This is a genomic window from Streptomyces sp. NPDC004542 (assembly GCF_040610035.1).
In the GTDB taxonomy this organism is placed as follows: domain Bacteria; phylum Actinomycetota; class Actinomycetes; order Streptomycetales; family Streptomycetaceae; genus Streptomyces.
In genome coordinates, this window is sequence record NZ_JBEXLP010000012.1 from 1 (window position 1) to 12,730 (window position 12,730).

Consider the following 12,730-nt stretch of genomic DNA (forward strand, 5'->3'; position numbering starts at 1 on the left):
CGCGCTGCTGGTCGACCCACTCGGCGTGGTCGGTCTGCTCGACGAGGGCGCGGCGGTCCGCGGCGAGCGCGGACAGCCCGGGGTCGGTCTCCTCCGCGGGTCCCTATGTCCGGTCCCGATGATGCGCCAGGCCAGGCCGGTGGGCGGGGCGGGTTTGTGGCGCAGCCGCCAGCCGATCTCGACCAGGTGTCGGTCGGCCTTCACGTGGTTGCAGCGGCGGCAGGACGCCACCACGTTGTCCCAGACGTGCTTGCCCCCGCGGCTGCGCGGGATGACGTGGTCGACGCTGGTTGCGACACCACCGCAGTACATGCACCGGCCCCCGTCGCGCGCGAAGAGCGCGCGCCTGGTCAGAGGAACGGGCCCCCGGTAGGGAACCCGTACGAATCGCTTGAGCCGGACCACGCTGGGTGCGGGGACTGTGACGGTCGCGCTGTGCATGTAGGCGCCGGATTCCTCGAGGGAGACGGCCTTGTTCTCCAGTACGAGGACGAGCGCGCGGCGGAGCGGTACGACGCCGAGCGGCTCGTACGACGCGTTGAGGACCAGGACGTGCGGCACGGGTGCCTCCTTGGGCGTCGGCGGCGCGTGGCTCGCGCCGGGACGATCTGTAGTCAGTCTCCCCTCAGGGCTGGTGGAAGCGCCACCATCTCCTGGTAACGGGCTGGGAGTGTTTTCGACCACATCGCATTCATCCCCCGGATCACGGCCTGTTCAAGCGCAGGTGAGCACGGTCTCTCCTGCACGGATCCGGCGTTGGCACACACAATGCCCCGTTAGTGTGGTGGTTCTGCCCGTCCGGTGACCTTTCCGTGACCTCAGCGACATCGACCGTCGCACCGGATGGGTACCGCGCCTGGAGGTACCTGCCGTGTCCTTGCCCGCCGTCCTGCCGGCCGCCGGAACGTCACCGTCGCCGTCGCCGTCCCCCTCGGGGTCGACGGCCACCGTGCCGTCGTTCCAGGACGCCCAGGAGAGCGCGACGAACGCCGCCAGCTGGGTGGAGCAGAACTGGTCGACCTGGCTCGCGATGGGTCTGCAGATCCTGCTGGTCCTGGTCGTGGCGGTGACCCTCAGAGCGGTGGTGCGGCGGGCGATCACCCAGCTCATCGACCGGATGACCCGGACCGTGCCGACGGGTGACGGCTCCTCGCTGGGCGGACTGCTGGTCAACGCCGAGCGGCGACGGCAGCGGGCGGCGGCGATCGGCTCGGTGCTGCGGTCGGTGGCGAGTTTCCTGATCCTCGGCACGGCCGCGCTGATGATCCTGTCCACCTTCAAGATCAACCTGGCCCCGCTGCTGGCGTCCGCCGGTGTGGCCGGCGTGGCGATCGGTTTCGGTGCCCGCAACCTGGTCACCGACTTCCTCTCCGGCGTGTTCATGATCCTCGAGGACCAGTACGGCGTGGGCGACGTGATCGACGCGGGTGTCGCCTCCGGCGAGGTGATCGAGGTCGGGCTGCGCGTGACCAAGCTGCGCGGCGACAACGGGGCGATCTGGTACGTCCGCAACGGCGAGGTCAAGCGCATCGGCAACCTCTCGCAGGGCTGGGCGACGGCGGGCGTGGACGTCACGGTCAAGGCGGACGAGGACCTGGACCGGCTGAAGGCCACCCTCGACGAGGTGGCCGAGAAGATGAGCAAGGAGGAGCCCTGGAACGAGCTCCTGTGGAGCCCGATCGAGGTGCTCGGCCTGGACAGCGTGCTGCTGGACTCGATGGTGGTGCGGATATCCGCCCGGACGATGCCCGGCAAGTCCCTGGCGGTCGAGCGCGAGCTGCGCTGGCGCGTCAAGCGCGCCTTCGACGCGGCGAGCATCCGCATCGTGGGCGGGGCGACGGCCGTCCAGGAGGAGTCCGAGACCCCCGACCCGACGGCCGCGGTGGCCGCGCCCGCGGTGTACTCCGACGCGGACTCCCCCCAGGTGGCGGCCACGGCGCCGGTCACTCCGCAGCGGGCGACGCCTCCGGGGAAGTAGGGGGGGAACGGTTCGGCACGCTCGTTCGAGTGAAGGGGTGGGGCATCCGGCACGGGCGGCCGTCGGGTGCCCGATCGTTCTGCCGGGGCGCCCGGCGCGGGCTTGGCCTGGCATTGATCCGACCAGGAGACCCGGTGTTGAGCGCGGAGCCGATCATGGAGCGACCCGCTCCCTCTCCCGGAGCCGTACCCCGACCCTCGACACGGCCCCGTTCCTCGCCGGCTGAACCGGTCCGGGACCGCCCGCCCCCGGCAACGGCTCCGTCGCCCCGGGGGCGGTGTCTATTGACGCCCTCTTCGTCCTGGGCTTACCGTCCTCCCACTCAACAGGAAACTTTCCTAACAGTGATCGGCCAGTGATCACCGGGTGGACGTGGTCCCAGGTCACTGGGAAGCTGGGCAGTCGGAAGGGCAGGTGTCGAAACCCATGGCAGGATCCGCCGGTACGCCGGGCACCCCGCGCGTCCTGCGCGCCATGAACGACCGCGCCGCCCTCGACCTCCTCCTGGAGCACGGGCCGCTGTCGCGCACGCGGATCGGCAAGCTCACCGGCCTGTCCAAGCCGACCGCCTCCCAGCTCCTGGCCCGTCTGGAGGCGGCGGGCCTGGTCCGGGCCACCGGCACCAGCGAGGGCCGCCCGGGACCCAGCGCACAGCTCTACGCGGTCAACCCCACCGCCGCGCACGCCGCCGGGCTCGACGTCACCCCGGGCCGGATCCGCGCCGCCGTCGCCGACATCACCGGCCGCACGGTGGGCGAGTACGAACTGCCCACCCCCGGCAGGCGCCCGGAGCAGCCCGTCGTCCGGCAGGTCACCGACGCCCTCGACGGCGCGGTGAAGGCCGCGGGCCTGACCCGGGACGACGTCCGCCGGCTGGTCATCGGCACCCCGGGCGCCTTCGACCCGGGCACCGGCCGGCTCCGCTACGCCTCCCACCTGCCCGGCTGGCACTCCCCGGCACTGCTCGACGAACTCGCCGCCGCGCTGCCGATGCCGGTCGAGTACGAGAACGACGTCAACCTGGTCGCGACAGCGGAGCAGCGGCTCGGCGCGGCCCGGGGCCACACGGACTTCGTCCTGCTGTGGAACCAGGAGGGTCTGGGCGCCGCCCTGGTCCTCGGCGGGCGGCTGCACCGCGGCTGGACCGGCGGCGCGGGCGAGGTCGGCTTCCTGCCGGTGCCGGGCGCCCCCCTGGTCCGCCGGGTGACCAGGGCCAACAGCGGCGGTTACCAGGAACTGGCGGGTTCGCAGGCCCTGCCGGAACTGGCCCGTGAACTCGGCGTCGACGAGGTGCCGGCCGGCCCCTACGCCGAGGTCGCCGCCGAACTGGTGGCCCGCGCCGCCGATCACGCGGGCGGACCGCACCGGCGGCTGCTCCAGACCTACGCGACCCGGCTCGCCACCGGTCTCGCCTCCCTCGTCTCCGTCCTCGACCCCGAGCTCGTCGTCCTCAGCGGCGCCTCCCTCACCGCCGGCGGCGAGGTGCTGCGCGCACTCGTCCAGGCCGAACTGGAGGAACTGGCGGCACCGCGCCCGCGCCTGGTCGTCGGCGACGTCCGGGAACACCCCGTCCTGCGCGGCGCGCTGGAGAGCGCGCTGGCGACCACCCGCGACGAGGTCTTCGACACCTCCCGCTGAACCTCCCGCCCGGCCTCTTCCGGCACGTCCCCCTTCCCGCACGGCCCCCTCGCAAGGCCCCTTTCCCTCACCGCCCCGTCCCAGGGAGATCCGTCATGCCCGAAGCCAGACCCTGCCGAGGGTCGTCCTGCCGATGACGAAGCCCGGGATCGCGGCCGTCGCGCTCTTCCCGTTCTTCCACGCCTGGAACGACTACTCCGGGCCCCGGATCTACGCCTCCGAAAATCCGGGCCCCTGGACCCCGAGCCACGGCCTGGAGTCCTTCGAAGGCGCGCACCACACGGACCGGAACCTCACCATGGCCGCCACCGGGCTGGTCATGGCCCCCGTGATCCTCGTGTTCTTCTTCGCCCAGAAAGCATGCGTCGAGGGCGTCACGCTCACCGGAGTGAAGGGTTGATCCCGTATGAAACTCACCGTGGTCGGCGGAGGGTCGACCTACACGCCCGAACTCGTCGACGGGTTCGCCCGCCTCAGGGACACCCTGCCCGTCGAGGAGCTGGTGCTCGTCGATCCGGCCGCCGACCGCCTGGAGCCGGTGGGCGGCCTGGCCCGCCGGATCTTCGCCAAGCAGGGCCACGCCGGCCGGATCGTCACGACCGGCGACCTGGACGCGGCCGTCGAGGGCGCGGACGCGGTGCTGCTCCAGCTCCGGGTCGGCGGGCAGGCGGCCCGTGAGAGGGACGAGACCTGGCCGCTGGAGTGCGGCTGCGTCGGGCAGGAGACGACCGGCGCGGGCGGCCTGGCCAAGGCGCTGCGGACGGTCCCGGTGGTGCTCGGCATCGCCGAGCGGGTCCGCCGGGCCAACCCGCGCGCGTGGATCATCGACTTCACCAACCCCGTGGGCATCGTCACCCGTGCCCTGCTCCAGGCCGGACACAGGGCGGTCGGACTGTGCAACGTGGCGATCGGCCTCCAGCGGAAGTTCGCCGGCCTGCTCGGCGTGGCACCCGCCGACCTCCACCTCGACCACGTCGGCCTCAACCACCTCACCTGGGAGACGGGCGTCCGCCTCGGCGGCCCCGAGGGCGAGGACGTCCTGCCCGGGCTGCTGGCCGGACACGGCGAGGCCGTCGCCGCCGACCTGCGTCTGCCCCGCTCGCTCCTGGACCGGCTGGGGGTGGTCCCGTCGTACTACCTGCGGTACTACTACGCGCACGACGCGGTGGTGCGGGAGCTGCGCACCACGCCGTCCCGGGCGGCCGAAGTGGCCCGGATGGAGAAGGAGTTGCTGGCGATGTACGGCGATCCGGCCCTGGACGAGAAGCCGGAGCTGCTCGCCCGGCGCGGCGGCGCCCACTACTCGGAGGCGGCGGTGGACCTGGCGGCGGCGCTGCTGCGCGGGGCCGGCAGCCCCTACCAGGTGGTGAACACCCTCAACCGGGGCACCCTGCCGTTCCTGCCCGACGACGCGGTGATCGAGGTGCAGGCGGCGGTCGGTCCGACGGGGCCGGTCCCGCTGCCCGCGCCGCGGCTCGACCCGCTGTACGCGGGGCTGGTGGCGAACGTGACGGCCTACGAGGAGCTGGCGCTGGAGGCGGCACTGCGCGGCGGACGGGAGCGGGTGTTCCGGGCGCTGCTGTCCCATCCGCTGATCGGCCAGTACGAGTACGCCGAGGCCCTCACCGACCAACTGGTCGCGCACAACCGGGAGTACCTCGCGTGGGCCTGACCGCAAGCGTCCTCGCCATCGACGCGGGCAACAGCAAGACCGACGTCGCGGTCCTGGCGGCGGACGGCCGCGTCCTGGCCACGGCCCGCGGCGGCGGGTTCCGTCCGCCGACGGTGGGCGTGCCCGCGGCGGTGGACGAGCTGGCGCGGGCCGTGGCCCTGGCCTGCTCGGCCGCCGGCGTGGACTCCGTCTCGCACGTCTCCGCCTGCCTCGCCAACGCCGACCTGCCGGTGGAGGAGGAGCGGCTGGCGGCCGCCCTGCACGCGCGCGCGTGGGGTGCGACGGTGGAGGTCCGCAACGACACCTTCGCGATCCTGCGGGCGGGCGCGGCCGAGCCCCGGGGGGTCGCGGTGGTCTGCGGCGCGGGCATCAACTGCGTGGGCATGCGCCCCGACGGCCGCACCGCCCGCTTCCCCGCCCTGGGCCGCATCTCCGGGGACTGGGGCGGCGGCTGGGGCCTGGCGGAGGAGGCCCTGTGGTTCGCCGCCCGCGCGGAGGACGGCCGGGGCGAGCCCACCGAGCTGGCCCGTACGCTGCCGGCCCACTTCGGGCTGGATTCCATGTACGCCCTCATCGAGGCCCTGCACCTGGAACGCCTCGAGCACCCGCGGCGGCACGAGCTGACGCCGGTGCTGTTCGCGACCGCGGCGGACGGCGACGCGGTGGCACGGGCCGTGGTGGACCGGCTGGCCGAGGAGGTGGTGACCATGGCCTCGGTGGCGCTGTCCCGCCTGGACCTGCTGGACCAGGAGACGCCGGTGCTGCTCGGGGGCGGTGTGCTCACGGCCGGGCACGCCCAGCTCGACGACCGGATCGCGGAGCTGCTGGCCGTGCGGGCACCGAAGGCGGTGGCCCGGGTGGTGACGGCGAGCCCGGTCCTGGGGGCCGCGCTGCTGGGGCTGGACCGGCTGGGGGCGGCGGCCGAGGCGGGGGAACGGGCGCGGAGCCACTGGGAGGTCTGATCGCTCCGGCCGGGCCCCTCCCGTGGAACCGAGGAGGATCCCGACGCGTGTTCATGGGCACGGGGAGGTGACGGAACCGCCCCCCGCTGCCCGATGTCGGACCCTGCGGTGATACTGGTCGGCAGGCAGATGACCATGGGGGAGGTCAAGGTGACACACCCGCCGACGAGCAGCCCGGCGCCACCGGCACGGCCACCGGTACCCGTACCGGTTCCGGCCGGGACACCTGCACCCGTTCCGGCGCCACCCCGCCGCACCGCGTTCGCCGAGGGCGCCGAGCGGCTGCGCGCCGCGGCGACGACGGAACCGGGCCGGCTGCGTGTCATCGGTGCCGTGCTGGCCCTGCTGGTCGTCGCGTTCGGCGCGGTCACCGCCTGGCAGGAGAGCGAGCGGGCGGCCGCCGCCGACGACGTGCTGCACAGCAGCCAGCCGCTCAGCTCGGGCGCGGCCGACATCTACCGTTCCCTGGCGGACGCCAACACGGCCGCGTCCAGCGGGTTCCTGGCGGGCGGTCAGGAGACCTCGGCCACCCGCGACCGGTACGAGAAGGACATCCGCAACGCCGCGGCGGGGCTCGTCAAGGCCGCCGCGGCCGCCGACCCGGGCTCCCCCTCGGAGAGGAGCGTCACCCGGCTCAACAAGCTGCTCCCGGAGTACAAGGGCCTGATCGAGCGTGCCCGCACGTACAACCGGCAGGGCTATCCGGTGGGCGGCGCGTATCTGCGGTACGCCAACGAGAAGATGCAGAACGACATGCTCCCGGCGGCCCAGGATCTCTACACGAAGGAGAACCAGCGGCTGAGCGCGGACTACGCGGACGCCACGCCCTATCCGTGGGCCGCGATAGCGCTCGGGGTCCTCGCGCTGGCCGCGCTCGCCTGGGCCCAGCACCGCGAGTACCGGCGCACCAACCGGGTCCTCAGCCACGGCCTGGTCGCGGCGACGGCCGCCGCCACGGTGGTCCTGCTCTGGCTGGTCGTCGGCCACTCCGTCGCCCGCGCGGGCCTCGACGGCTCCTACCGGCACGGCGTGCGTTCGCTGAACGTGCTGCACGACGCGCGCATCGCCTCCCTGAAGGCGCGCGGCAACGAGAACCTCGGCCTGGTGTCACGCGGCGCCGAGACCACCAAGGTCGGCGGCAAGATCTACGACGCCTACTACTACGACTTCGACAAGGACATCAAGGACCTCGGCGAGCGCCTGTCCGAGGCGGCCGGTCTCGCCGACGACCGGGCGGGCAGCAAGCCGGTCCGGGCGGCCGAGGGCAACATGACCGAGTGGAACGAGCGCCACGCGTCGGCCCGTCGCCAGGACGAGTACGGCAACTACGAGCAGGCCCTCGACCTGGTGATCGGCGCGAAGGGCGCGACCGGCGAGTGCTTCGACGCCGTGGACGACAACCTGGAGCAGGCGCTCGCCCACGAACAGGCCGAGTTCCAGAAGTCCGCCGGCGACGGCCGCGACGCGATGACCGGCCTCCCGGCCGGCGCCGCCGCCCTCGCCGTCCTGGGCGCGGCGGGCGCCGTGCTGGGCATCGGCCGCAGGCTTTCGGAGTACCGGTGACAGGGGGCACGACCATGCACACACGACGAGCACGGGCCGCGCTGCGGGGCTGGGGCGGGGTGGGGGCGATGGCGGTGCTGTGCGCGTTGGCGCTGGCCTTCGTGCTGTTGCTGCCGCTGAGCCAGTCGCACGGGGGCGACGGGCCGGGCCGCGGCGGGCAGCGGGTCGCCGAGGGGCGCCAGGCGCGGGCCGGGACGTGCACGCATCCGGAGAACCAGACGCTGTCGCCGTCGGGCGCGGACGGTCCCACGATCGCCAGGATCAAGGCCCGCCAGGGCGACAAACGCAAGATCATCGTGGGCGTCGACCAGAACAGTTACCGCTGGGGTTACCGCAACCCCAACACCAAGGGCGCGGAGCTCGAGGGCTTCGACATCGACCTCGCCCACCGGATCGCCCAGGACATCCTCGGCGACTCCAAGGCGGTCCAGTTCAAGGCCATCCCCACCAGCCAGCGCACCGAGGCCGTCAAGAACGGCCGCGTCGACATGGTCGTCCGCACGATGACCATCACCTGCGAACGCCTGGACGACGTCACCTTCTCCGCACCGTACTTCAAGACCGGCCAGCAGGTACTGGCACCCAAGTCGTCGCCCATCAAGGGGTACGGCTCCACGCTGGCGCACCGGCGGGTGTGCGCGGCCGACGGTTCGACCGCCTCCACCCGGCTGGCCGAGGACAAGCCGGCCGGCAAGCTGGTCGCCGTCCCCAACCAGCTCGACTGCCTGGTGCGGCTCCAGCTCGGCGAGGTCGACGCCGTCGTCACCGACGCCGCCCTCGCCGCCAGCCAGGCCGCCCAGGACCCGACGGTCGAACTGAAGGGCGACCCCTTCACCGTCGACTACTACGGCGTGGCGATGAACAAGGACGCGAAGGATCTGATACGCCGGGTCAACCAGATCCTGGTGCAGTACCGCGCGAGCGGCTGGCAGGCGTCGTACGACAGATGGCTTTCGGCCACACTGGGGGAGGACGCGGGCCCGTCGAAGCCACCCGCCCCGGAGTATCTGCTCAAGAGCTGACCGGGGGCGTCGCGCGGGCGATCTTCGGGCATGAACTCCAGCAGAGTTGAGGCGACGAGAGCGAGAGGTGATCGATGGGCGTCACGGACCCCGCCGGGCCGGTGATGGACCGGGACGAGGTGGACCGTGCGCTGGCGCGGCTCGGCGCGGAGCACGAGGCGATCGAGACCTCGTTGCTCGCCCTGCAGGACCACGCGGGCCGCAGACTCCTCGAAGGCGCCGAACTCACCGGCACCACCCAGGAGCGCTGGACGGCCACGGAGGCGTCGATCACGCTGCTGTGGGCGTACTTCGACGCGTACACGGCGGCACTGCGCACCGCCCGGGAGATCCGCGCCCGGCGCCGCTGGTCCAGCCGCGAGGACCTGGTGGAGCTGACCGAGCTGCTGCGCGGCGAGTCCGTCACGGTCGCGGGCAGCGCGGCCGCCGCCGCGAACGCGCCGACGCTGCTGTCCGCCGCCGGCCGGCTCAGCGAGCGGTTCTCGCTGGCCGCCCTGGTGGACCGGATGAACGAGCTGTACGCACGCTCGCTGGACATGGTCGTCGCCGCCGACGCGGTGTGGTCGGCACTGCCCGCCCGGATCGATCTACTGGCCGCGGAGCTCCAGCGCACGCGCAAGCTGGCGCACTCGGTCGGCGTGCGCCCCGGCGAGCATCCGGCGGGCGACGACCTGGACCGCATCACACGCACGCTGACCAGGCTGCGCGAACAGGTGGTCTCCGACCCGCTCGCCTTCTGGGTGCCGGCCGAGGGCAGCTCGGCGCCGGGCGGCGGCAGGCCGGACACCACCGTGTACGACCGTGAGGCGCGCGCCCTCGAGGACGTGCGGCGGGAGATCGACGCGGTGCTGACGGTCCGCCAGGACGCCGAGCAGCGGTTGGTGCGGCTGCGGGACCTGCTCTCGCGCGCGGACCGCACCCTCGCCGAGGCCCGCACCGCGCGCGGCGAGGTGCTGGCGAAGATCGCCGCGACGGAGGTGCCGGTGGTCAGCGGCCCGCCGACCGCGCTGCAGGAACAGCTGGCGGCGGCCGCCGAGTACCGCAGGCAGGCCCAGTGGCACCGGCTCTCCCCGCTCCTGGAGTCGCTGGAGCAGAAGGCGGAGGACGAACTGCTGCGCGCCCGCGAGTCGCTGACCGCGGTCACCGCGCCGCTGGCGGTCCGCGCCGAACTGCGCGGCCGGCTCGACGCGTACAAGGCGAAGGTGGCCCGGCACGGTCTCGCCGAGGACCCGTTCCTCGTCGAGCGCTACGACGCCGCGCGCCGCATGCTGTGGAGCGCGCCCTGCGACCTGCGGGTCGCCGAAGAGGCGGTGCTGCGCTACCAGCGGGCGGCGGCCGAACAGATCGGCGCGCCGCGCGTGCCGCAGCAGGGCGGGCCCGAGGACCGTAGGGGGGAACAGACGTGAGTCAGGCACAGCGGACGTGCCAGCGGCCGGACTGCGGGGGCCGTTACGAGGACGTGGGCGGCGGCGAGCTGTACTGCGACACCTGCGGTCTCGCCCCGGTCGTCAGCGCGAGCGGCATGGTGGGCTCGCCGCCCACCGGGATCGCCGGCGGCGGCAACGGCTCCTCGGACGGTCCCGGCGCGCCCTCCAGCAGCCGCAGCGCACGGACGACGACGCACTCGTCGCACTCGTCGAAGTCCCGCCGTTCGGTGTCGGGGCGGCTCTCCCGGTCCCCGGGCACCTCGACGGGCCGCTCGGTGTCGGTGCGCAGCTCCGGTTCGGCCGCCGGGTCGTCGGCGCGCAGCAGGCTGGGCGCCGGGCTGGTGACGGTGCCGCAGGTGCCGCGTCCCGACCCGCGCGTGATGGTGCTGGACCACCCGGAGGTGCCCGAGCGGAAGCGGTTCTGCTCGCGCTCGGACTGCGGTGCGCCGGTCGGCCGGGCACGCGGGGAGAGCCCCGGGCGCACGGAGGGCTTCTGCACCAAGTGCGGCCACCCGTACTCGTTCGTGCCGAAGCTGAAGGCCGGGGACATCGTGCACGGCCAGTACGAGGTCGTGGGCTGCCTGGCGCACGGCGGCCTGGGCTGGATATACCTGGCGGTGGACCGCGCGGTCTCCGACCGGTGGGTGGTGCTCAAGGGCCTGCTGGACACCGGCGACCAGGACGCGATGGCGGCCGCGATCTCCGAGCGGCGCTTCCTCGCGGAGATCGAGCACGCCAACATCGTGCGGATCTACAACTTCGTGGAGCACCTCGACCAGCGCACGGGCTCCCTCGACGGCTACATCGTCATGGAGTACGTCGGCGGCAAGTCGCTGAAGGAGATCGCCAACGCCCGCCGCACCCCGGGCGGCCGACGGGACCCGCTGCCGGTGGAGCAGGCCTGCGCGTACGGCATCGAGGCGCTCGAGGCGCTCGGCCACCTGCACAGCCGCAACCTGCTGTACTGCGACTTCAAGGTCGACAACGCCATCCAGACCGAGGACCAGCTCAAGCTGATCGACATGGGCGCGGTGCGCCGCATGGACGACGACGAGTCGGCGATCTACGGCACGGTGGGCTACCAGGCGCCGGAGGTCGCCGAGGCCGGCCCGTCGGTGGCCTCCGACCTGTACACGGTGGGCCGTACGCTCGCGGTCCTCACCTTCGACTTCCAGGGCTACACGAACGTCTTCGTGGACTCCCTGCCCGACCCGGACACCATCGAGGTCTTCCACCGGTACGAGTCCTTCTACCGGCTGCTGGTCCGCGCCACCGACCCCGACCCGGCCCGCCGGTTCGCCTCCGCGCAGGAGATGTCCGAGCAGCTGACGGGCGTCCTGCGGGAGGTCGTGTCCCTGCAGACGGGACGGGCCCGGCCCGCGCTGTCGACGCTGTTCGGGCCCGAGGTGAAGGTCACGGACACGGAGTTGTTCCCCGAGCCGGCCGGGGACGTGTCGCTGCTGGGAGCCAGAGCGGCTCGGGTGAAGGGCGCGGCGACGCCCGCCGCCCCGCCCGGCTCCCCCGGCCTCGTCAAGCCCGTCCACACGCCCGCCGCCGCCCTCGCGCTGCCCGTGCCGCACGTCGACCCGGCCGACCCCAACGCGGGCTTCCTGGCGGGCCTGATGGCCTCCGCGCCGGGCGAGCTGATCGGCGCGCTGGCGGCGGCGCCGCAGCAGACGGTGGAGACGCGGCTGCGGCAGATCCGCGCCCGGTTGGAACAGGGCGACGCCGAGGCGGCGCTGACCTCCCTGGCGCGCCTGGAGGAGGAACGGCCCGACGACTGGCGGGTGGTGTGGTACTGGGGCGTGGCCGCGCTGGCGACCGGGGACTTCGAGGGCGCCGCGCTCTCCTTCGACGCCATCTACGACGCCTTCCCCGGCGAGAGCGCCCCGAAGCTGGCGCTCGGCCTGTGCGCGGAGGTGCTCGGCCAGCTCGACAACGCCGCCGAGTACTACCGCCTGGTGTGGTCGACCGACCCGAGCCATGTCAGCGCCGCGTTCGGCCTGGCCCGCGTGCAGCTCGCGGCCGGGGACCGGCGGGACGGGGTGGGGACGCTGGAGTCGGTGCCGGAGTCCTCCATCCACTACACGGCGGCGCGCGTGGCCGCCGTGCGGGCCCGGCTGAGACAGCGCACGGCGACCGCCGCCGACACGCCGTTCCTGGAGGACCTGACCGCCGCCGCAGCCCAGGTCGAGGCGTTGCAGGCGTACGGTCTGGACCCGGCGCGCCGCGAGCGGTTGTCGGCGGAAGTGCTCGGCAGCGCGCTCGACTGGATACTCTCCGGGGGCGAGGGTGCCCGGCCCGCGGTGAGCGGCCGGGTGCTGCTCGGCAGCGGTCTGGACGAGCGGGGCCTCCGCTTCGGCCTGGAGCGCGCCTACCGCACGCTGGCCCGGCTGGCGCCCGGCGGTGAGGAGAGGATCGACCTGGTGGAACGGGCCAACCGTTACCGCCCCCGGACGTGGGTGTAG

The 12,730-nt window shown here is 73.4% G+C and carries 9 protein-coding genes and 1 pseudogene; 9 read left to right on the top strand and 1 reads right to left on the bottom strand.

Annotation, left to right across the window (positions count from 1 at the left end):
* Window positions 1-561, bottom strand: a 561-nt coding sequence (locus ABZX30_RS09800) for an HNH endonuclease (RefSeq protein WP_355931066.1), incomplete at its 3' end; no start/stop codon positions are given.
* 310 nt (window positions 562-871) lie between these two features.
* Here ABZX30_RS09800 and ABZX30_RS09805 point away from each other — a divergent pair.
* From ABZX30_RS09805 to ABZX30_RS09845, 9 genes and pseudogenes are all read left to right on the top strand, one after another.
* Window positions 872-1,978: a mechanosensitive ion channel family protein gene (locus ABZX30_RS09805; RefSeq protein WP_355931068.1), complete on the top strand. Its 1,107-nt coding sequence runs from the start codon at window positions 872-874 to the stop codon at window positions 1,976-1,978.
* A 426-nt stretch (window positions 1,979-2,404) separates the two neighbouring features.
* Entirely contained in the window at window positions 2,405-3,616 is a 1,212-nt protein-coding gene (locus ABZX30_RS09810) for an ROK family transcriptional regulator (RefSeq protein ID WP_355931071.1), read from the top strand.
* Window positions 3,617-3,725: 109 nt separating this feature from the next.
* Window positions 3,726-4,016, top strand: a pseudogene (locus tag ABZX30_RS09815) (carbohydrate ABC transporter permease); the annotation flags it as partial.
* A gap of 6 nt (window positions 4,017-4,022) precedes the next feature.
* Window positions 4,023-5,288 carry a 6-phospho-beta-glucosidase gene (locus tag ABZX30_RS09820; RefSeq protein WP_355931074.1) on the top strand — a complete coding sequence of 422 codons (1,266 nt, stop codon included), beginning with the start codon at window positions 4,023-4,025 and terminating at the stop codon, window positions 5,286-5,288.
* Complete coding sequence (locus ABZX30_RS09825) at window positions 5,279-6,250, top strand: BadF/BadG/BcrA/BcrD ATPase family protein (RefSeq protein WP_355931076.1); 972 nt, start codon at window positions 5,279-5,281, stop codon at window positions 6,248-6,250. Before ABZX30_RS09820 ends, ABZX30_RS09825 begins: the two co-directional genes overlap by 10 nt.
* A 135-nt stretch (window positions 6,251-6,385) precedes the next feature.
* On the top strand, window positions 6,386-7,813 hold the full coding sequence (locus ABZX30_RS09830; RefSeq protein WP_355931305.1) for a hypothetical protein: 1,428 nt from the start codon (window positions 6,386-6,388) through the stop codon (window positions 7,811-7,813).
* 14 nt (window positions 7,814-7,827) lie between these two features.
* Window positions 7,828-8,835, top strand: coding sequence for a glutamate ABC transporter substrate-binding protein (locus ABZX30_RS09835; RefSeq protein ID WP_355931079.1), 1,008 nt, complete (start codon window positions 7,828-7,830; stop codon window positions 8,833-8,835).
* Window positions 8,836-8,909: 74 nt separating this feature from the next.
* Window positions 8,910-10,241, top strand: coding sequence for a hypothetical protein (locus ABZX30_RS09840; protein ID WP_355931082.1), 1,332 nt, complete (start codon window positions 8,910-8,912; stop codon window positions 10,239-10,241).
* Complete coding sequence (locus tag ABZX30_RS09845) at window positions 10,238-12,730, top strand: tetratricopeptide repeat protein (RefSeq protein ID WP_355931085.1); 2,493 nt, start codon at window positions 10,238-10,240, stop codon at window positions 12,728-12,730. The genes ABZX30_RS09840 and ABZX30_RS09845 overlap by 4 nt, the downstream gene beginning before the upstream one ends.